General features: G+C 66.2%; 21 protein-coding genes. 12 read left to right on the plus strand and 9 right to left on the minus strand.

Going from position 1 to position 20,160, the window contains the following annotated elements; translation table 11 throughout:
- Positions 1 to 34: 34 nt before the first annotated feature.
- The 3 genes from NG697_RS14385 to NG697_RS14395 all read left to right on the plus strand — a co-directional run bounded on the left by NG697_RS14385 (position 35) and on the right by NG697_RS14395 (position 3,912).
- A complete protein-coding gene (locus NG697_RS14385; protein WP_252614531.1) occupies positions 35 to 2,062 on the plus strand; it encodes a PTS mannitol transporter subunit IICBA in 2,028 nt (675 codons plus the stop codon).
- Positions 2,062 to 3,225 (plus strand): mannitol-1-phosphate 5-dehydrogenase, encoded by a 1,164-nt coding sequence (locus NG697_RS14390; RefSeq protein WP_252614532.1) that lies wholly within the window; start codon positions 2,062 to 2,064, stop codon positions 3,223 to 3,225. Before NG697_RS14385 ends, NG697_RS14390 begins: the two co-directional genes overlap by 1 nt.
- A gap of 165 nt (positions 3,226 to 3,390) precedes the next feature.
- Positions 3,391 to 3,912 carry a GNAT family N-acetyltransferase gene (locus tag NG697_RS14395; RefSeq protein WP_252599622.1) on the plus strand — a complete coding sequence of 174 codons (522 nt, stop codon included), beginning with the start codon at positions 3,391 to 3,393 and terminating at the stop codon, positions 3,910 to 3,912.
- Between the two features lie 7 nt (positions 3,913 to 3,919).
- Here the strand turns inward: NG697_RS14395 and NG697_RS14400 are convergent, their stop codons facing one another.
- The 3 genes from NG697_RS14400 to rraA form a co-directional block, all read right to left on the minus strand.
- A complete protein-coding gene (locus tag NG697_RS14400) occupies positions 3,920 to 5,359 on the minus strand; it encodes a sugar porter family MFS transporter (protein WP_252614533.1) in 1,440 nt (479 codons plus the stop codon).
- A 345-nt stretch (positions 5,360 to 5,704) separates the two neighbouring features.
- On the minus strand, positions 5,705 to 7,366 hold the full coding sequence (locus NG697_RS14405; protein ID WP_252611100.1) for an MDR family MFS transporter: 1,662 nt from the start codon (positions 7,364 to 7,366) through the stop codon (positions 5,705 to 5,707).
- Between the two features lie 143 nt (positions 7,367 to 7,509).
- On the minus strand, positions 7,510 to 8,004 hold the full coding sequence (gene rraA / locus NG697_RS14410) for a ribonuclease E activity regulator RraA (protein WP_252599619.1): 495 nt from the start codon (positions 8,002 to 8,004) through the stop codon (positions 7,510 to 7,512).
- Positions 8,005 to 8,143: 139 nt separating this feature from the next.
- On the opposite strand from rraA, the gene NG697_RS14415 reads away from it, so the two are divergent.
- From NG697_RS14415 to NG697_RS14440, 6 genes are all read left to right on the plus strand, one after another.
- Positions 8,144 to 9,448 (plus strand): MFS transporter, encoded by a 1,305-nt coding sequence (locus NG697_RS14415; protein WP_252599618.1) that lies wholly within the window; start codon positions 8,144 to 8,146, stop codon positions 9,446 to 9,448.
- Positions 9,449 to 9,552: 104 nt separating this feature from the next.
- Positions 9,553 to 10,161: a TetR/AcrR family transcriptional regulator gene (locus NG697_RS14420; protein WP_252614534.1), complete on the plus strand. Its 609-nt coding sequence runs from the start codon at positions 9,553 to 9,555 to the stop codon at positions 10,159 to 10,161.
- Between the two features lie 287 nt (positions 10,162 to 10,448).
- Positions 10,449 to 11,648, plus strand: coding sequence for an NAD(P)-dependent malic enzyme (locus NG697_RS14425; protein WP_252614535.1), 1,200 nt, complete (start codon positions 10,449 to 10,451; stop codon positions 11,646 to 11,648).
- A gap of 119 nt (positions 11,649 to 11,767) precedes the next feature.
- Complete coding sequence (locus tag NG697_RS14430; RefSeq protein WP_252599615.1) at positions 11,768 to 12,268, plus strand: DUF456 domain-containing protein; 501 nt, start codon at positions 11,768 to 11,770, stop codon at positions 12,266 to 12,268.
- 35 nt (positions 12,269 to 12,303) lie between these two features.
- A complete protein-coding gene (locus NG697_RS14435) occupies positions 12,304 to 13,269 on the plus strand; it encodes a hypothetical protein (protein ID WP_252599614.1) in 966 nt (321 codons plus the stop codon).
- Between the two features lie 93 nt (positions 13,270 to 13,362).
- A complete protein-coding gene (locus NG697_RS14440; protein WP_252611106.1) occupies positions 13,363 to 13,740 on the plus strand; it encodes a YybH family protein in 378 nt (125 codons plus the stop codon).
- Here the strand turns inward: NG697_RS14440 and NG697_RS14445 are convergent.
- Entirely contained in the window at positions 13,737 to 14,390 is a 654-nt protein-coding gene (locus NG697_RS14445) for a LysE family translocator (protein ID WP_252611108.1), read from the minus strand. The genes NG697_RS14440 and NG697_RS14445 overlap by 4 nt on opposite strands.
- Before the next feature lie 104 nt (positions 14,391 to 14,494).
- Between NG697_RS14445 and NG697_RS14450 the strand changes: the two genes are divergently transcribed.
- On the plus strand, positions 14,495 to 14,950 hold the full coding sequence (locus NG697_RS14450) for an Lrp/AsnC family transcriptional regulator (protein ID WP_141138772.1): 456 nt from the start codon (positions 14,495 to 14,497) through the stop codon (positions 14,948 to 14,950).
- Positions 14,951 to 14,987: 37 nt separating this feature from the next.
- Here the strand turns inward: NG697_RS14450 and NG697_RS14455 are convergent, their stop codons facing one another.
- The 3 genes from NG697_RS14455 to NG697_RS14465 all read right to left on the minus strand — a co-directional run bounded on the left by NG697_RS14455 (position 14,988) and on the right by NG697_RS14465 (position 16,368).
- Positions 14,988 to 15,503, minus strand: a complete 516-nt coding sequence (locus NG697_RS14455; RefSeq protein WP_252614536.1) for a hypothetical protein — start codon at positions 15,501 to 15,503, stop codon at positions 14,988 to 14,990.
- Positions 15,504 to 15,562: 59 nt separating this feature from the next.
- Entirely contained in the window at positions 15,563 to 15,802 is a 240-nt protein-coding gene (locus NG697_RS14460; protein ID WP_252614537.1) for a hypothetical protein, read from the minus strand.
- A 107-nt stretch (positions 15,803 to 15,909) separates the two neighbouring features.
- The gene (locus tag NG697_RS14465; protein ID WP_252611111.1) at positions 15,910 to 16,368 is read right to left on the minus strand and encodes an Lrp/AsnC family transcriptional regulator; all 459 of its coding nucleotides are present in this window, start codon (positions 16,366 to 16,368) and stop codon (positions 15,910 to 15,912) included.
- A gap of 325 nt (positions 16,369 to 16,693) precedes the next feature.
- Between NG697_RS14465 and gluQRS the strand changes: the two genes are divergently transcribed.
- The gene (gluQRS, locus tag NG697_RS14470; protein WP_252614538.1) at positions 16,694 to 17,575 is read left to right on the plus strand and encodes a tRNA glutamyl-Q(34) synthetase GluQRS; all 882 of its coding nucleotides are present in this window, start codon (positions 16,694 to 16,696) and stop codon (positions 17,573 to 17,575) included.
- A 72-nt stretch (positions 17,576 to 17,647) separates the two neighbouring features.
- Positions 17,648 to 18,316: a phosphohydrolase gene (locus tag NG697_RS14475; RefSeq protein ID WP_252599607.1), complete on the plus strand. Its 669-nt coding sequence runs from the start codon at positions 17,648 to 17,650 to the stop codon at positions 18,314 to 18,316.
- On the opposite strand, the gene NG697_RS14480 is transcribed toward NG697_RS14475, so the two are convergent.
- Positions 18,313 to 19,548: a low temperature requirement protein A gene (locus tag NG697_RS14480; protein WP_252614539.1), complete on the minus strand. Its 1,236-nt coding sequence runs from the start codon at positions 19,546 to 19,548 to the stop codon at positions 18,313 to 18,315. The genes NG697_RS14475 and NG697_RS14480 overlap by 4 nt on opposite strands.
- Before the next feature lie 10 nt (positions 19,549 to 19,558).
- The coding region (locus NG697_RS14485; protein ID WP_252614540.1) for an HNH endonuclease signature motif containing protein at positions 19,559 to 20,160 on the minus strand (602 nt) is incomplete at its 5' end.

A 20,160-nucleotide genomic window follows, 5' to 3' on the forward strand; every position in this document is an offset into this window, starting at 1 on the left:
TGCGCTGCAGCAGGAATGACGGTTAGGAAAGCACATGGCAACAGAGACAGTTGCGAAACCCCGCACCAGCCTGCGGGTTCACGTCCAGAAGTTCGGGACGTTCCTGTCCGGCATGATCATGCCCAACATCGGCGCGTTCATTGCGTGGGGCCTCATCACGGCCCTCTTCATTGAGAAGGGCTGGATCCCGGTCCCTGCCCTCGGCGGCTTCGGCACCAGCGCCGAGGGAGTGCCCAATGTGGGCCTCGTTGGCCCCATGATCACCTACCTGCTGCCGCTGCTGATCGCCTACACCGGCGGCCGGATGGTCTACGACGTCCGAGGCGGCGTGGTGGGAGCCATCGGCACCATGGGCGTCATTGTTGGCGCCGGCATCCCGATGTTCATCGGCGCCATGATCATGGGCCCGCTCGGCGGCTGGACCATGAAGAAGATCGACCTCCTGTGGGAGGGCAAGATCCGCCCCGGCTTCGAGATGCTGGTCAACAACTTCTCTGCCGGTATCTGGGGCGCGCTGCTGGCGATGCTGGGCTTCTACGGCATCTCGCCGCTGGTCCAGGCCTTCAGCACGGCCGCCGGCAACGTCGTGCAGTTCCTGGTCAACAACGGCCTGCTGCCGCTCACCAGCATTTTCATCGAGCCCGCCAAGGTGCTGTTCCTGAACAACGCCATCAACCATGGCGTGCTGACCCCGCTGGGCATCCAGCAGTCGCTGGAGCAGGGCAAGTCCATCCTGTTCCTGCTCGAGGCCAACCCCGGCCCCGGCATGGGCATCCTGCTGGCGTACATGTTCTTCGGGAAGGGCTTGGCCAAGGGTTCGGCCTCCGGCGCAGCGATCATCCACTTCTTCGGCGGCATCCACGAAATCTACTTCCCGTACGTCCTGATGCGCCCGCTGCTGATCCTGGCCGCGATCGCCGGCGGCATGACCGGTATCGCCACCCTGGCCATCACCGGCTCCGGCCTCGTTGCGCCGGCGGCGCCTGGTTCGATCATCGCCGTGCTCGCCCAGACCTCCCGTGACAGCTACGTCGGGGTGATCCTCGCGGTGGTGCTCGCCATGACGGTCTCCTTCCTGGTGGCCTCGGTGATCCTGAAGACCACCAAGCACAGCGACGAGGTGGTCCTCAGCGACGCCACGTCCAGGATGGAAGCGATGAAGGGCAAAAAGAGCTCCGTCTCCTCGGTGCTGACCGGCGCCGGTGCTGGGGTGGGCACGGCTGTCCTGGCCGGCCCCATCAAGAACATCGTGTTCGCGTGCGACGCCGGTATGGGCTCCAGTGCCATGGGCGCCTCGGTGCTGCGGAACAAGATCAAGGCTGCCGGGTTCCCGGACGTCAAGGTCACCAATGCGGCGATCGCCAACCTCAGTGACACCTACGACGTGGTGATCACGCACCAGGACCTGACCGAACGCGCCAAGCCCGTCACGTCCAGCGCCGCGCACTTCTCGGTGGATAACTTCATGAACAGCCCGCGGTACGACGAGATTGTGGAGCTGGTCAAGGAGCACAACACCGAAGGCGCAACGCCCGACGCCGGTGCTGCCGCCGGCCACGGCGCCCACGTCGCCGGTGCCCCGGTGGACGCGGCACCCGACAGCGGTGCAGCACCGGCCGCCGTCGTGCCTTCCGACATCCTCGTGGCCGACAGCGTCATCCTTAACGGCACAGCCACCACCCGTGACGCGGCCATCGACGAAGCAGGCCAGCTGCTCCTGGCCCGGGGCGCCGTGGACGAGGGCTACCTTGCGGCCATGCACGAGCGCGAGGAATCCGTGTCCACCTACATGGGCAGCTTCCTGGCCATCCCGCACGGCACCAACGCCGCCAAGGACCACATCCTGAAGTCCGCGGTGTCCGTGATCCGCTACCCGGACGGCATCGACTGGAACGGCAAGCAGGTCAAGTTCGTGGTGGGCGTGGCCGGCATCAACAACGAACACCTCCACATCCTGTCCTCCATCGCGAAGGTCTTCACCAACAAGGCCCAGGTGGCCCAGCTGGAAGCGGCCACGTCCGTTGAGGAAGTCCTGGAGCTGTTCGGAAAGGTGAACGCATAGTGAAGGCCGTACATTTCGGAGCCGGGAATATCGGCCGCGGCTTTGTGGGGCTGCTGCTGCACCAGGCCGGTTATGAGGTGGTGTTCGCGGATGTCGCGGACGCACTCATCGACCAGCTCGCGGCAGCAGTCAGCTACAACGTCCACGAGGTGGGGGAGAACCCCACCGTCCGGACGGTGGACAACTTCCGCGCGCTGAACTCCGGCACGCAGGAAGCGGCGCTGGTGCGGGAAATCGCGACGGCGGACATTGTCACCACCGCCGTGGGGCCGCACATCCTGAAGTTTGTGGCGCCCGCCATCACGAAGGGCATCGCGGCGCGGGCTGCCGGGCTGGCGCCGCTGCAGGTCATGGCCTGTGAGAACGCCATCAACGCCACGGACATCCTGCGGGCCGAAGTCGCCGCCCTCTGGGACGACGCCGCCGGCTCCCTGGACGACGCGGCGGTATTCGCGAACACCGCGGTGGACCGGATCGTGCCCAACCAGGCGCCGGGGCAGGGCCTGGACGTGACCGTTGAGACGTTCTACGAATGGGTCATCGACCGGACAGCGTTTGGCGATGCTGCGCCTGTCATCCCGGGCGCAACGTTTGTGGACGAGCTCTCGCCCTACATCGAGCGGAAGCTCTTCACCGTGAATACGGGGCACGCCTCCGCTGCGTACTTCGGCTTTGAGGCCGGGCTGGAAAAGATCTCCGAGGCCATGGCCGACCAGGACGTTGCGGAAGATGTGCGGGCCGTCCTGGAGGAAACCAAGCAACTCCTTGTGGCCAAGCACGGCTTCAACAACGACGAGCAGGAAGCCTACGTCCAGAAGATCCTGGTCCGTTTCTCCAACCCGCACCTGCCGGACACCGTGAACCGGGTGGGGCGTGCCCCCATGCGCAAGCTCAGCCGGCACGAACGGTTCATCGGCCCCGCGGCTGAACTCGCAGAACGCGGGATCGTGCCCGAGGCGCTTCTGGGTGCCATCGCCGCGGCCCTGCGATTCACCGACCCCGCCGACGCCGAGGCCACCGAACTCGCGCAAATCCTGGCTTCCTCATCGCCTGCCGACGCCACAGCCAGGATCACGGGGCTGGCACCGGAGCACCCCCTGTTCGCGGCGGTGTCCACGCTCGTGGAGGAACGCCAGGCGGAAGGGGTGAAGGCCCCGGCCTGACCCTCTCTCACTTCCTGCGGGTTTTTCCGGAACCCTCTCGCAGATCCTGCGGGTTTTTGGCCAACGCTCTCTCACCTGGATGAGAGAGCGTTGGCGTTTAAGGCACCGAAAGTGAGAGAGGGTCTCGGGGGGAGAGGTTCGCAAGCCTTGTGGAATGCTGGGGAGATGACCACGAACCCCGGCGCCCTGACCGCCTTGCTGACCGCCGACGTCGACGGCGGGACCTTCCGCCTCCGGCACGCCGTGTCCGCGGACCTGCCCGCCATCGTGGCACTGCTGGCCGACGATTCCCTCGGCGCCAGCCGAGAACTGGGCCACGACATGGCGCCTTACGAGCGGGCCTTCGAAGCGATCGACGCCGACGCGTGCCATTTGCTGGTGGTGGGCGAGCACGTGCCGGCTGGGGCAGCTGACGGCCGCGTCGTGGCCACCTTCCAGTTGAGCTTCCTGCCCGGCATCTCGCGGCAGGGCTCGTGGCGCTCGCAGCTTGAGGCGGTCCGCGTGGCGGGCAGCCTTCGGGGCCAGGGCCTGGGAAACCTGATGGTGGGGTGGGCGATCGAGGAATCCAGGCGCCGCGGCTGCACGCTGCTGCAGCTGACCACGCACAAGTCGCGGACGGCCGCCCACCGGTTCTACCAGCGGCTCGGCTTTGACGCCAGCCATGAGGGCATGAAGCTTACTCTCTGACCCGGCGTTAGGCCTTCTTGGAACCCTTGGGCACAAACAGCGTTTCGGCCTGCTCCAGGGACATGCCGTTGGTTTCCGGCACCTTGAACATCACAAAGAAGAACGACGCCGCCGCGAACAGCGCGTACATGGCGTAGGTCAGCGGCAGGGAAGCGGCGGCCATCACCGGGAAGCTGAGCGTGATGGCAAAGTTGGCCACCCATTGCGCGGCGGCGGCCAGGCCCAGGGCGCGGGCACGGATCCGGGACGGGAAGATCTCACCAAGGAGGACCCAGACCAGCGGGCCCCAGGAGGCGCCGAAGCTGACCACAAAGATGTTGGCTGCCATGAGGGCCACCGGACCCCAGGCACCCGGCAGGGAGATCTCGGAGCCTGAACCGACCGCGGCCGAGAACGCCAAGGCCATGGTGCCCAGTGAGACCGCCATGCCGATGGACCCGGCCAGGAGAATGGGGCGGCGGCCGATCCGGTCCACCAGGGCGATGGCCACGAGTGTCACCAGGATGTTGGTGATGGAGGTTGCCACCGAGATGGTGAGCGAGTCCTTCTCCTGGAAACCGACGGCCTTCCACAGCGTGGTGGAGTAGTAGAAGATCACGTTGATGCCAACGAACTGCTGCAGGACGGAAAGGACGATGCCCACCCAGACCACTGCCTGCAGGCCGAAGGTCTTGCCGCGGAGCGAGCCTTTCTGGCCGGACAGCTTGTCCTCTTCGATGGCGTCCTGGATCTCGCGGATGTGCCGGTCCGTGTCCTCGGACGGGGCGATGGAGTCGAACACCTTGCGGGCTTCGTCTTCTTTGCCCTGGAACACCAGGAACCGCGGGGATTCCGGGAGGGTGTAGGCGATCCAGCCGTAGACCACGGCAGGAACCGCCGCGGCGAGGAACATCCAGCGCCAGGCTTCCAGGCCCAGCCAGAAGGCCTGGTCCGCGCCGCCGGCGGTGGTGGCGAAGAGCGCGTCGGACAGGAGTGCGGCGAAGATACCGGTGGTGATGGCCAGCTGCTGCAGCGACGCCAGCCGGCCACGGACCTGCCGCGGGGAAATCTCGGAAATATACGCGGGTGCGATCACCGAGGCCAGGCCGATGCCCAGGCCGCCCACCAGGCGCCAGAAGATCAGGTCCCAGACGCCGAACGCGAAGCCGGTTCCGATGGCGCTGACCAGGAACAGCAGCGCGCCGAGCTTCATAGCGGGGATGCGGCCGTACCGGTCGGCGACTTTGCCGGCGAGGAAGGCGCCTGCCGCGCAGCCCAGCAGGGCGATGGCCACGGCAAAGCCGGTGACGGCCTCGGAGAGCGCGAACTCGTCCTTGATGGCGTCCACTGCACCGTTCACCACGGAGGAGTCGAAGCCGAACAGGAATCCACCCACCGCGCCTGCGAGTGCCAGCCAGATCACCCGCTGCGGGATCTTGGCGGTGGTCTGCTCCTTGGCGGTGGGCATGCTGCTCCCTGAGATTTGGGGGTGGGGTGGACGCGGTGCGGACGTCGTCGGCTGCGGGACCGGCTTATGGCCGGCGCACACGCGCTAAACAGTGTGGCACGTCACCGCCCGCCGTTCCACTTGCGACTTGTACCCTCCGAAACAGAAAGCCGACGACGGCGGGGTGTGCCGCCGTCGTCGTCTTCCACCTCCGTAAGGGGTCCGGTGCGCCCGCGCGTCACGCAGGGCACGCTTTTGGGCCGGTCGGCACGGAAAAGCCCGGGATTCCGCGGAACGACATCGGCAGCAGCCCAAAAGACTGCCTGCCGTGACAGGACTCCGCTCACCGCGCGGAACCCGGGGGAGCTAGTGGGCCGCCACCGCAGCTGTGTCTCCCCGCGGGGCGACCTTCGGATCCGTCAGCTTCTTGTTCGGCAGGGCGAAGCTGATCAGGAACGCGATCCCGGTGAGCACGGCGGCGGTGAGCATCACGGTGTCGATCGCGTAGGCGAAGCCCTCCGTGATGGGGCGGGTCAGCACGCTGTTGGCCGTATGGAGCCAGCTGGTGTCATTGAGCGATTCGTTCGATGCCCCGTTCTGGAAGAACTCGTACAGCTTGGCGTTGGCGGGGTCCGCGGCCACGGCCGGGTCGCGCAGCACGGCCTGGTAGTCGGCACTGGACATGGCTGACTTCATCGTGTCGGCGATCCGGCTCGCGGCCAGGCTGAACAGCATGGAGATGAACACGGCCGTGCCCACCGCGCCGCCCATGGACCGGAAGAACGCCGCGGAGGAGGTGCCTACACCCATGTCCTTCGGGGGCACGGAGACCTGCATGGCCAGCGTAAGCGGCTGCATGCAGAAACCGAGGCCCATGCCGAAGAACACGGCGATCACGCCGGGAACCCAGAGGCCCGTTTCCACGCCCAGGGACAGTCCCATAACCAGCGCGGCGACGGTGAGAATGCCAGTACCCACAATGGGGAAGATCCGGTACGTGCCCGACGCCGAAATGGTGCGGCCCGCGGTGATGGAACCGGTCAGGATGCCGAGGGTGAAGGTGATCATCATCAGGCCGGCTTCGGTGGGCGTGAGCCCCTTGACCAGCTGCAGGTACATGGGCAGCATGGCGATGGCGCCGAACATGCCGATGCCGATGATGAAGTTCAGCAGCGAGGACAGGCCAAAAGTGGCGTTCCGGAAGAGCCGAAGCGGGATCAGGGCGTAGTCCCCGGCGCGTTTTTCGGCCAGCAGGAACCAGAGGATGCCAACCGCGCCCAGGCCGTAGCAAAGGAAGGAGTTCAGCGACGCAAAGCCCCAGCTGCGGCCCTGTTCCGCCACCAGGAGCAGCGGGACGATGGCGAGAGTGATGGCGGCTGCGCCGAAGTAGTCGATCTTCTGCTTCACGTGCTTGGCCGGCAGGTGCAGGAACATAAACACCACGGCCAGGGCCGCCAGACCGATGGGCAGGTTGATGAAGAACACCCAGCGCCAGCCGTCAAAGCCCAGGATGTTGGCCGACCCTGCGAACGCGCCGCCCACCACGGGGCCGAGCACGGAGGAGATGCCGAACACCGACATAAAGTAGCCCTGGTACTTGGCCCGGTCCTTGAGGGACACGATGTCACCGATGATGGTCAGCGCGAGGGCCAGCAGGCCGCCGGCGCCCAGGCCCTGGACGCCGCGGGCGATGGCCAGCTCGGTCATGGAGTGCACTGAGCCGGCGTAGAGCGAGCCGACCAGGAAGATGACGATGGCTATCAGGTACAGCGGACGGCGGCCGAAAATATCGCTCAGCTTGCCGTACAGCGGCGTGCTGACCGTGGACGTGATGAGGTAGGCGGTGGTGGCCCACGCCTGGAGGGACAGCCCGTCCAGGTCGTTGGCGATGGTGTAGATGGAGGTGGACACGATGGTCTGGTCCAGGGATGCCAGGAACATCCCCAGCATGAGCCCCACCATCACGGTGACGATCTGACGCTGTGTCAGGGTTTCGCCGGCGGCACGCACAGCGGTTGTTTTGGACATGGCTTCTCCAGGAAAGAAAAAGGGATGACGCTCGATAGTTGCTTTCAGTAACTATGTTAGTTCGCGTTTCATTCCCGCTGCCGGAGATTTCTTCCGGAACCGCCGCTCCCGCCCGGGCCCCCGCCCGAACTGGAGGACCCAAATCAGCGCTCCACGAGGATGCCGTCCGGATCGCACCAGACGGTGACGCCGGGACGGAAGGTCACGCCGTCGAGCACTACATCCACGTCAACCTCACCGGCGCCGGCCTTGGCGCTCTTGCGCGGGTTGCTGCCCAGCGCCTTGACGCCCAGATCCAGTTGGGCGATCGCCTCGCGGTCGCGGATGGCGCCGTTAATTACGACGCCGGCCCAGCCGTTCGCCACGGCGCTCTCGGCGATCATGTCCCCCATCAGGGCCGTGCCCAGCGAACCGCCGCCGTCCACCACCAGCACGGCGCCATTGCCGGGGGTGGCCAGGGTGGACTTGACCAGGGCGTTGTCCTGGAAGCAGCGGATGGTCCGCACCGGGCCGCTGAAGTGTGAACGGCCGCCGAGGGACTGGAACTGGAGTGAAACGGACGCCAGGTCCTCGCCGCGCTCATCGTACAGATCGGCGGTGTTGACGGGGCTGTTGGTGTTGCCAGCAGATGCGGTCATTGGATCTCCAGGTGTTCAGTGTCGTGGGGGCTGCGCGCTGTCCATCGCCACACCAGGCAAGCGCCGTAAGGCAAGCGGGGCGATGCAGCCCACGATAGTCTGATTTTCAGAATCACCAACCGTTCCAGGGGGAAGCAGCATGAGCCTGTCCAACACACCCGCAGCACCGGATCCCAGCGCAGCGTCGGTTCCCGGGGCGGGATCGGAAAGCCCGACGGCGGCGCTCGCCGAGCCGACGCAGAAGGTCACCGCGCGCTGGGTGACCGGGCTGGTGCTGGTCAACGTCGGCATCAACGCCGCCTTCTTCGGCCCCATCAATGTGTTCATCGGCCAGCAGGCCATCAGCATTGACGCCCTCAACAAGGAAGCCATCCTGTCCCTGGTGACGGGCTGTGGCGCCGCCGTCTCGCTGGTGGCCAACCCGCTGTTTGGGGCCCTGTCCGACCGGACCGTCTCAGGCTTCGGCCGGCGTGCCCCGTGGGTCCTGGCCGGCGCCGTCCTGGCTACGGCTGCGTTGCTGGCGATGTCCGGAGCCACGGCGGTGGCCCTGATGGTCCTCTTCTGGTGCCTGGTCCAGCTCGGTGCCAACGCTGCCTACGCGGCCATCACCGCGGCCGTCCCGGACCGCGTGCCGGTCCTGCAGCGCGGCGGAGTAGGCGGGCTGGCAGCCATGGGCCAGACCCTGGGAATCCTGCTCGGCGCAGTTTTCGGCGCGGTGGTCTCGGGAAACTTCATGGTGGGGTACACGATGTGTGCGGCCGCCCTGCTGTTCTCCGTGCTGCCGTATCTCTTCCACCGGAATGATCCCCCGCTCCCGCGGGAGGCCCGGCCGCCGTTCACCTGGACCGGATTCCTGCGCGGTTTCTGGATCAGCCCGGCCCGCCACCCTGACTTTGGCTGGGCCTGGCTCACCCGCTTCCTGGTCAACGTGGGCAACCAGCTCACCATCGTTTACCTGCTCTTTTTCCTGCGGGACGTCATCAAGCATGAGGACCCGGCGCTGGGCGTCCTGATCCTCACGGGAATTTATGCGGTGATGGTCATGATCACCGCGGTGCTCGCCGGACCGTGGAGTGACCGGGTGGGCAAACGCAAGCCGTTTGTGATCGGCTCGTCCGCCACGATCGCCATCGCCGGACTGATCATGGCGTTCTTCCCGGTGTGGCCGGGGGCCTTGGCGGGGGCGGCGGTGCTCGGCATCGGATTCGGCGCCTACCTGGCGGTGGACTTCGCGCTGCTCACGCAAGTGCTCCCGAAGGCTGCCGACCGGGGCAAGGACATGGGGGTCATCAACGTGGCCAACTCGCTGCCGCAGGTGTTCGCCCCGCTGATCGCCTTCCTATCCCTGCAGTTCCTGGGAGGGTACGTCACGTTGTTCACCACGGCCGCCGTCATCGGCCTGCTGGGCGCTGTGTTCGTGGTCAAGATCAAGGGCGTGGACTGATTCCGGCTTTTGCCTGTGCCGCGTATAGTTGAGGCGGACTGCAGGCACACGGGATGGGGACTCTCCCTGCCGCTGCACCATAAGAACACAACCCCGGAATCCTGATGCCCGAGACCCTTTCAGCCCATCCGTCCATGGCCGCCCGGCCCTCCACGCCGCGTCAGCGGCTCCGCTACACGCGCGTCCTTGAGTCTGCCGCAGGGTTTGCCCGCAAAGGGCTGGAGTCCGTGGACCTCGCGGAAATTTCGGAAAAGTCCGGCGTGCCGTTGGGCACCGTCTACCGCTATTTCCCCACGGCCAACCACCTGATGCTGTCCCTCTACCGCCAGCAGCTGGACGAGCTTCAGGGCAGGGCCCGCACGTCGGCGGCCAGCTTCGGTGGCCGCGCCCTCACCGGCGTGGTGATGGAGATCTTCCACATGCGGGTGATGCAGCCGGCAGTCGAACAGTGCCTGAGCCGCTGCGTGTACCTCAAGGGCATGGACACCACGGCACTCCTGCATGAAATCGATGCCCTGAGCGAATCGGCTGTAGCCACCGCCTCCGACGACGCCGTAGCGGCCCGGGTGCTCCTGCTGACCGTCACTGGTCTGGTCCAGTCCGTCCGCAACCGCCGGCTTTCGCTCTTTGAGGCCGAAGAGGACCTCAAAAAGGCCTGCACCTTGCTTGCTCCGGTGGCTGCCGGGGCTCGTGAGGCCCACCGATCGGCGTAACTGGTCTAGACCAGTAAGCCAATAAATACGTCTTTATGCCGTGATGTGGCTCACAAATCGGCCTGATTAAACGATTTGGCACGGTCTCGGAGCGTCGAATGCACTTTCTGGCGCGTGGGCGCTGTTTATTATGGCAGGACCGGAGTGGCTGGCAACCCGCATCTGCAAGGGCTTCACCCCGGGCCCGCCACCTCTGGGCCCAAGAAGCAACGAATTCCACCTTGAGCCTCCCTGTGCTTGAGCCTTTCTGCGCCGTGCGCCCACGGCTAGCCCCAGGAGACAACGACGTGTCCATTGACGTAATCGCACCGACCGACAATTCAGCAGCCACTGCCCTGACCGAAGCCGAGATCTTCGACGCCCACCAGGGCGGGAAGCTCTCGGTGACAAGCACGGTCCCGCTGTCCAACAAGCGCGACCTGTCCATCGCCTACACCCCCGGTGTGGCCGAGGTCAGCCGCGCCATCCACAACAACCCGGAACTCGCCAAGACCCTCACCTGGGCGCAGCGCCTGGTGGTTGTGGTCAGCGACGGTACCGCAGTGCTGGGTCTGGGCAACATCGGCGCCGCCGCCTCACTGCCCGTGATGGAGGGCAAGTCCGCCCTGTTCAAGACCTTCGGCGAGCTGGATTCCATTCCCCTGGTCCTGAACACCACGGACGTTGACGAGATCGTGGAAACCCTGGTCCGCCTCCGCCCCAGCTTCGGCGCCGTCAACCTTGAGGACATCTCGGCCCCCCGTTGCTTCGAGCTGGAAGAGAAGCTGATCGAGGCGCTGGACTGCCCGGTCATGCATGATGACCAGCACGGCACCGCCGTGGTGGCCCTCGCCGCCCTGACGAACGCCGCCAAGGTCACCGGCCGCGAACTCGCAGAACTCCGCGTGGTGGTTTCCGGCGCCGGAGCTGCAGGCATCGCCGTCGCCGAAATCCTGCTCGCCGCCGGCATCACGGATGTTGTCCTGCTCGACTCCAAGGGTGTCATCAACCGCGAGCGGGCCGACATTGCCGCCGACCCGCAGAGCAAAAAGTCCCAGATGGCGCAGCACAGCAACCCCCGCAGCGTCACGGGCGGCCCAGGCGAAGCGCTGCTTGGTGCTGACGTGTTCATCGGGGTTTCCTCCTCGAAGCTGGACGAGGCACACCTGAAGCTGATGAACGCCGACTCCATCGTGTTTGCCCTTTCCAACCCGGACCCCGAAGTCCTGCCCGAGGTGGCCGCCAAGTACGCCGCCGTGGTGGCCACCGGCCGCAGCGACTTCCCCAACCAGATCAACAACGTCCTGGCCTTCCCCGGAATCTTCCGCGGCGCGCTGGACGCCGGCGCCCGCCGGATCACGCCCGCCATGAAACTCGCCGCGGCCCGCGCCATTGCCGAACTCGCGGAAGCTGACCTTTCGGTGGACTACATCGTGCCCAGCCCGCTGGACCCGCGCGTTGCCCCGGCAGTGACGGCTGCAGTCGCCGCCGCCGTGGAAGCCGAGTAAACCTCCGCAGCCACACGCTGACACAACGCCCGACGGCGGTGCCTCCCCGCGCAGGGGACGCGCCGCCGTCGGGCGTTAAGCTGCCGGGCTCACCGCTGCGCCGCCCTAAACTGGGGCTCATGAACTCCGAAACCGTGGTGAGCATCCTGTGCGGCCTGGCGATCCTGGTGGGGGTGGCGGGCACCATCATCCCCATCCTGCCCGGCAGCTTCCTGATCGGGCTCAGCCTGCTGGCGTGGGCCATCTGGGGCGGTGCCGGGGCCACGGGCTGGGTGGTCTTCGCGGTGGGAATGGTGTTTGTGCTGGCCGGTATGGCTGCCAGCGCCGTGCTGACCGGACGGAAGCTCAGGGAGCACAGCATTCCCAACCGCAGTGTGGTGATCGGCCTGGCAGCGGGTGTGGCCGGCATGTTCGTCATCCCGGTGGTAGGGCTTTTTGTGGGTTTCGCCGTGGGACTGCTGCTCAGCGAGTTCCTCCGCACCCGGAACTTCGGCACCGCAACCACCACCAGCTGGGCCGCCCTGAAGGCCACCGGGCTGGGCATGCTGGCCGAGTTCGGGCTCGCGTGCCTGGCGGCCAGCACCTGGGTGATCGGGCTCTGGGTCGCGGCGGCCACGTAGGGCGTGCAAGCAGGTCCGCCACGTAGCATGGAGAGATGACCGCGGGGGATACCAGAGGACCGATCTACCGGGACACCCGTGACCTGACGCCGTTCGGGAACGCCCGCCTGCAGACCCCCGTCCGGGAACTAGCCGGCAGTGTGGGCGGGCTGATCCATGGTGTGCTGGGTGGCCGGGATGCCGCGCTGATTGCCGTGGACGGCGAGATCCCCAGGCTCAAGCGGATGCCGGGCAAGGCGCCCAAAGCAGTCCACGATGCCATCTTCACCAGCAGGGAACCGGAGCGGCTCATCGCCGTGGGGCGCGCATATCCGGGCTGGGCGGGGCTCTGCTCCGTCATGGCCGGGCTCCTGGCCTACCAGCACGGCGGCTACCTGCGCGCGTCCGAACTCCTCCAGCGCGGCCTGTCCATCAGGAACGACGACGACGCCAACCAGTATGCGGCCACCTATCTCACGCGCGTGGTCACCCGGGTGGAGGTTGCCGAGCGCATCGAAGTCCCCGTGCTGTTCAGCCAGGAATCGGTCTTCCTGGCCCTGTCGCACTCCCTGCGGGAGACGGGCCAGCTGGAAGCCGCGCTGCAGACGGTGGCCGGGCTGCCGCCGTCGTTGCCTTCAGCCTTGGCCCGCTGCGCACTGGCGTTCGCGCTGGGACGCGACAAGGAAGTGGTGATCTGGACCGAGGGGCTGCTGAACTCCGACGACCTCTCGGCGGCCCTGCTGCTGCTCCGCGGGCGCGCGCTCCGGCGGCTCGGCGCCCACGCAAAGGCGCACGAGGCCCTGAAGGAGGTGCTCCGCCGTCGGAAAACGGACGTGGTGCTCCGCAACGACGCCCTCACCGACCGTGCCCTGCTGGTGCTCGACAACGGCCGCAAATCCCTCAACCCGCGGGACTGGCTCCGCGGCCGGCCGGCGGAGCTGGAAACGTTCGAAGTCATCCGCAAGGACATCGACGAGCGCCGGCTGTGGGAGCAGGAGTGGGAAAACCTGGACGGGAAATAGGCTCCGGGTGATGGCGGCCTTAGGGACTTGCCTGGTGGCGTTGCCTTGTGGACTTGCCTTGTGGACCAGTCCGTCCCGGAGTACAACGGAGGAATGAGCGACGCAGTGCGGTCCTGGATGGAAAAGTACATCGCGGCGTGGACCTCCAACGACCCGGAGGACATCAGGGCGCTGTTCACCGAGGAAGCCGTCTACGCCACCCGGCCGCATGATGCCGACGCCTGGCGGGGCCGCGAGCAGATCGTGGACCGCTGGCTGGAGGCGGCGGACGGCCCCGGGAACTGGACCTTTGAGTGGACGCTGTTGGGGGCGGACAGCGGGCTGGGGACCGACGGCGGGCTGGCCTTTGTGCAGGGTTTCACGGACTACCTCGGCGATAATCCCAGCTACGACAACCTGTGGGTCATCCGCCTCGAACCGGACGGTCGGGCGTCGGAGTTCACGGAATGGTTTATGGAGCGCAAAGCCTAGGCTTGCTGCGTGAGCCTTGCAACCAGCGGAACCAGCTGCTCGGAGAGGAGCGCCACGCCGAGGGCAACCATGATGATGCCGCTGGCCAGGGTGACTGTCCGTGCGGCGCCGGGCCGTGACTGCAGGAGTTTGCGGGCCAGCAGCGCCACGCAGGTGTAGACGGCCCCGGCCAGCAGGACAAACGTCAGGCCCAGCAGGCCGGACTGGACGGGGACCGGGAGGGACGCCTCCGGGCTGACGAACTGCGGCACCAGCGCCACATAGAACAGCAGCCCCTTGGGGTTGATGCCGCTGGTTCCCATGCCCTGAAGGAATGTGCGGAGCTGGTTGGCGGGCTTCCCGACGGCGTCTGCCGCACTGAAGGAGGCCCCGCGCCAGGAGCGGAGGGTGCTGATGCCCAGCCACAGCAGGTAGCCCGCGCCGGCCACGGTCAGCCAGCCCAGGACGCCGGGCAGGCCGGACAGCAGGGCCGCGAGGCCTGCCACCATCAGCAGTGTGTGCAGCAGGTAGCCGCCGCAGAGTCCGGCCACGGCCGGGACGAAGCTGCGCTGCCGCAGACCGGCCGTGATGGAGTACGCCCAGTCCACGCCGGGGGTGCAGGCGAGGGCGACAGCCACCAGCACAAAGGCGAAAAACAACTGGGGATTCATGGCGGGCTCCTGTCCGATGGGTATAGGACAAACCTTATGAAGTTTCGGGCCATAAGTGCTTACCCTTTTCGCCCAGGTTGAGTCCGAATTGGTAAGATATTTGCGTGATTGACCACATTGACAGAAACATTTTGCGCCACCTCAAAGAAGATGGCCGGATGACCGCCACGGCGCTGGCCGCGAAGGTCGGGCTCACGGTGGCGCCATGCCACCGGAGGCTCCGGGATCTGGAGGCATCGGGCGTGATCCGCGGCTACAAGGCGGACATCGATCCGGCCGCCGTCGGGCTGGGTTTCGAGGCCATTGTCTTTGTGACTTTGCGCCAGGTGGACCGCTCCACCATGGAGATCTTCGAGAACCGGGTGGCGGACAATCCCAACATCGTGGAGGCACAGCGGCTGTTCGGCTCCCCGGACTACCTGTTGAAGGTCATCGCCGAGGACCTGCCCGGCTACCAGCGCTTCTACGACGCCGAACTCACGTCACTGCCCGGGGTTGAGCGGCTGACGTCCACGCTGGTGATGAAGAACATCAAGTCCAATGCGGGCCCGCCGCTGTAGCGCTTGCGCCCTTGAGATGCGTCCGTCCTGCGTTGCCTCAGTCCGTGGGGCGGACGTGGACGATGATCACCTGGGTGTCCTTGCCGCCGTCGTACCGGAGGTCGTAGTTCACGTCCAGGCCTGTGGAGGTGCCGGAGGTGATGGAGAAATCGGTCTTTCGTTCCGGGTCCCGCTGGGCACCGGCGATCCAGCGTTCGGCGGAGTCGGCGTCGATCCCGTACCGCGCCACACCGTCCCGGATGAGCTCAAAATACTCGTCAGGAGAGCCAGCGGTGAGGAAGTAGGTGACCTCGCTGAAGTCCGGCCGCTTGTTCGTGGTGTTCAATCGGATGCGGTCCGTTTCCCCACTGATCTCGCCGCTCGGAGCAACGATGGTGAGCTTGATCTTTCCCGAGTCCCTGGTGTTGATGTTGGCCGTGCCGGCCCACTGCAGGTCCGGGTTGGAGAGGTACGCCTGGCCGTAGAAGTCGTAGACCTTCTTGATGGTCTCCCAGTTGTGTTCGGTGCCTTTGGAGGTGTCCCAGCTGGCGGGGTCGATGCCTATGTCCAGCATTGCCTGGTTGTTCCAGTAGTCGCTGAGGAAATCCGCGTCTTCCTCGGAGCTTTTGTCGATCAGCCCAGATCGGCGGCAGCATCCATGGCGGCCTTTGCAGCCTCGGAATTTTCAAGCGCCCAGTGCCTGAATTCCTCGCTGCCGAGGTACTCCTGGCGTTCTTCGGGGGTCATGCCGTTCGGCCGGTCCGTCAGGTCCTGTGCAACGCCGTTCCCGGAACCGCTGCCACCACTCCCGGAGCCACCGCCTGAGCCGGCCCCGTTGCTGGCCTTCTCCTGCTCGTCGGCGTTGGCGAGCACCGACTTGGAGGCCGACTCCAGCCCGGCCGTTGCGGACTTCAGCAGCTTCGAGTGCGATGGGGAGAGCTCCCCGTGCGGGGTCGAGTGCGGGCCCGGAGAGACGGAGCTCAGTCCTGCAACAGTCCGGTGGTCCGGTACGGGATGACTTCCCGCAGGAACATGCTGGTGGACGTCCGGACAATGCCGGGGCAGAGCCGGATCTCCTCGGACACGCGGTAGAGGTCGTCCGGGCTGGTGGCCACCACGCGGATCAGCAGGTCGGTGTCGCCGGCAGGGGCATGGCATTCGAGGACCTCGGGGATTTCTCGCAGGGCCGCGATGGCTTCGTTGAGGTGGCTCTGGTCCAGTTCGGCGCTGACGGCCGCGGCCACACCCCTGCCCAGGGCGGAGGGGAGCACCCGGCTGCTGTTGGGACGGAGAGCGCCCGACGCCGTCATCCGCTCCAGGCGCGACTGGACGGTCCCGCGCGCCAGGCCCAGCCGCTGGGCCAGCACCATGATGGGGGCGCGCGGGTCCTCGTCCAGGGCATTGATGATGCGCTTGTCCGTGGCGTCCAATTGCTGCAATCTGATCAGTTCCTGTCGGAGCTTGTGGTCCCTATTGGTCAGACTGACCAACGAAATGCTTGCTAGTTGTGCCAACTGTATGGCGTCTGCTCAAATTGTGGCAACAAGGGCTGAGGCTACCGCCGAATCCCGCAGGCTACAGGAACCCGGCACACCACCCGGCAACTGGACACCGCCTCCCGCAAGGAGGACGCCGCTGATTGACACTTGTTCACACCACGGTCATTCTGCACACACGGCAAGAGCCACTGAGCCACCGACGTCGGATCCCCGAAGTCATCGGTAGCTGAGGGGCTCTTGTGCTGCCCCGGACTAGGGTTGGTCCATGACCCCTGCCGGCCGCTTTGCCCCCAGCCCTTCCGGTGAACTGCATGTAGGAAACCTCCGCACCGCGATGCTTGCCTGGCTGTTCGCCCGGTCCTCCGGCCGCGACTTCCTGCTGCGCGTCGAGGACCTTGACCGGGCGCGGGCCGGCGCGGAGGCGGAGCAGCTCCGCGATCTGGAGGCCGTGGGCCTGACGTGGGACGGCGCCGTCGTGCGCCAGACGGACCGCGGCGCCGTCTACGCCGAAGCTATCGGGCGGCTGGCTGCCGCAGGCCTTACCTACGAATGCTTCTGCACGCGCCGCGAAATCCAGGAGGCGCCGTCCGCGCCGCACGCGCCGCAGGGCGCCTATCCGGGCACGTGCCGGGACCTCGATCCTGCCGAGCTGGAGTTCAAACGCTCCACCCGGCCAGCTGCCATTCGGCTCCGCGCCGAGGTAGCGGAGTACACAGTGCGGGATGTGCTGCACGGTGATTTCATCGGCGTGGTGGACGATTTTGTCCTCCGCCGCAACGACGGCGTGACCGCCTACAACCTGGCCGTCGTGGTGGACGACGCCGCGCAGGGCATCGACCAGGTTGTGCGGGGCGATGACCTGCTGCCGTCCACGCCCAGGCAGGCATATCTTGCGTGGCTGTTGAATATTCCTGTCCCGGAATATACGCATGTGCCGATGGTGGTGAATTCCGACGGCGCCCGGCTGGCCAAGCGCGACGGCGCCGTGACGCTGGCCGATCTCGCCCGTACCGGCGTTTCCGCCGCTGACGTGCGGAACCTCATCCTGCAGTCCCTGGGGCTGCCGGCCGGGACGCTGGAAAACGCACTCGCGGAGTTCCGCCCGGCGGACCTCCCGCGGGAACCGTGGGTCTGGACCGGCCCCTAGGCAGCGCGCGAACGGAGGCTTGCGGCCCCGCCGACGTGAGGCCACTTGCTGCCCTACGCGTAGGCTGGAGCTATGTCGGCACCCGAATTCACTGAAGCACAAATCCCTCAACCGCGATTCACTGTCGAGACCGCGAAGGTCCTGGCCGAGGTGGCCCACAATCGGCAGAAGGACAAGCTCAAGCGGCCCTACCGTGACCATGTGATTGCGGTAGGTGATGCCCTGGCAGATTTCGACGACGATATCCGGATTGCCGGTTACCTTCATGACATTGCCGAGGACACTCCCATCACGCGGCAGGCACTGCTGGATATGGGCGTTTCCGAGCGGGCAGCGGACATCATTGAACGCGTCACCAACAGGCTGCACGACAATCCCGATGACTATCAGGCCGGGATGCATTTCATTGCCGAGGACCACGACGCGGCCCTCGTAAAGATCGCGGACAATGCCCACAATTCCCTGCCCGAACGCGTCAGGGCTCTGGCCGCGAAGTGGCCGGAGAAAGCGCCGGTCACCAAGTACCGGGATGCCCGTCCGGTGCTGTATGCCGCCGTCGACGTCGAGGAAGTCCGCAAGATCCTTGCACGGGTTAATCCCTGGCTGCTGAAGGAGTTGGACGACAGGCTCGACGACGAAGACGACACGGACTACGAGAACCTCTCCTACGAAGACGCTCCCGTCGCTGAGCCTGTCCAGGCCCCGGAAGCGGCGGACAGCCGGCCGGACGGAGCCTCTTAGGCTCCTGCTTTCATCTGCTCCAGGGCGGCGTTCATTCGTTCGGTTCCACGCTTCTCATCAATGACAATCGACACGCCCAGCGCCAGCACAACCACCAGCAGGCAGATCGGCACCGAAACCCCGGCGGTGGCAAGTCCCACGCTGCCCGCCAGCGCGGCCACGACGCCGGCCGCCACGGCAATGACGGTCCGGTCCACGCAGATCATGACGCTGAAGAGCCAGGTCAGGGAGACTTTGAACAGCGCCACGGGGACCGCGATGCTGGCCACGGCGGCGCTGATGTGGGCCTCATGGTCGACATAGTAGGCCGCCACGTGCAACCCGGCGCCAGTTGCGGCGATGGCAGCGAAGATGGGCATGTGCGCGTAGCCGAAGAAGAATGACCGGTGGCGCTGGAGATGTAGGGCCGGGCCGGCGGGCAGGATGAAGTAGATCCACCACATACTGAACGCGAGGGCCGTTCCGCCGAATCCCACCATCGCCGCGTCGACGCTCCAGCCATGGTGGGCCACAATGGCGCGTAGGGTTTCGATCGCCCCGATCAGGCATTCGCCAAGGGCGATGATGGCGAGTAGCCCGTAGCGCTCGGCTATGTGGTGCGCGTGCCACGGGGTCCGCATGCTGCGCTCCGCGGCGTAGGGTGTGGCCATTTCCAGGATGAACAGGGGCGCAGCCACGAGGAACGTGGTCAGGATGTCCGCCTCAATGATGAGCACCGCGATCCAGCCGAGCTGCACCACGCCAAGATACGTGGCGTACCGCTGGCAGGTCCGCCGGCGCGCCGGATCTTGCCGTGCCGCGCGCAGCCACTGGAAGACCAAGGCCAGGCGCATGATCACGTAGCCGCCCACCATCACGGCGTTGTCCACATGATCGCCCTCCACGAGCGAGTGGAACATCGGCTCAATGCCCATGGCCAGGATCAGCACCCCGAGAAGCTGGACCATGGTGACCAGCCGGAATACCCAGTCGTCGGTGTCGTAGGCGCTGGCGAACCACGTGAAATTGATCCATGCCCAGATCACGGCGAACATCGCGAAGGAGAATCCGAGCAGCCCGGCGCCGAAGTGGGCCTCCGCAATCTGATGGGCGAACCGGCTGCCGGCCACCCCGAAGGCGATGACAAAGGTCAGGTCGAAAAAGAGTTCCAGCGGGGTGGTGGCCCGGTGCTTCTCATGCGGATCCCGGCCGCCCACGCGGGCCATGGCATGCCGGAGGGGGTTTGCGGACACCGGTCAAAGATTACCGCCAGGGCCGTGGCCGGCTCCATACCGGAGAGGGTTCCGGTTCCTGGAGGGCTGACCCCAGCTGGGCCCACGCAGGCGAGCGATCTGCAGGGAGCAGACCTTCGGGCGGGGTGTCGTCAGATAGTGGAGAGTCAGGTTCTTGGTGGCCCAGCACTTCAAGGATCTCAGGTGGCCAGGTCGGTGGTTCCCAGTCGGGGTGTTCGCTTTGGTAGTGGCGTCCGGTGGGTGAGGTCCAGCCGGGTGGTTCGTTCTTGGTGGCGGTGGTGGGTTTCCAGGCTGTGGTGTGTCCCAGTCTGTGGTGTTTGTGGCAGGGTTGGCCGAGATTTGGGATGCCGGTGGTGCCGCCGTGGGCCCAGGCGAGGAGGTGGTCCGCTTCGTTGTCGAGGGACTGGTTGCTGCAGCCTGGGAAGGGGCATTTTCCGTCGCGTAGTCGTAGCCATTGGCGTTGGGCTTTTGTGAGCCGGTAGCTGTTCCGGCCGATCTCGAGCGGTGCGCCGTCGCGGGGATCGATCAGGACGCGGTGGAAGGATTCGGCACCGTCGGCGATCAGGTGGCGGGCCATGGATGGCGGGATCGGCCCGTATCCGTCGAGCATGG

It is taken from the genome of Pseudarthrobacter raffinosi (assembly GCF_023913835.1).
GTDB lineage: Bacteria > Actinomycetota > Actinomycetes > Actinomycetales > Micrococcaceae > Arthrobacter > Arthrobacter raffinosi.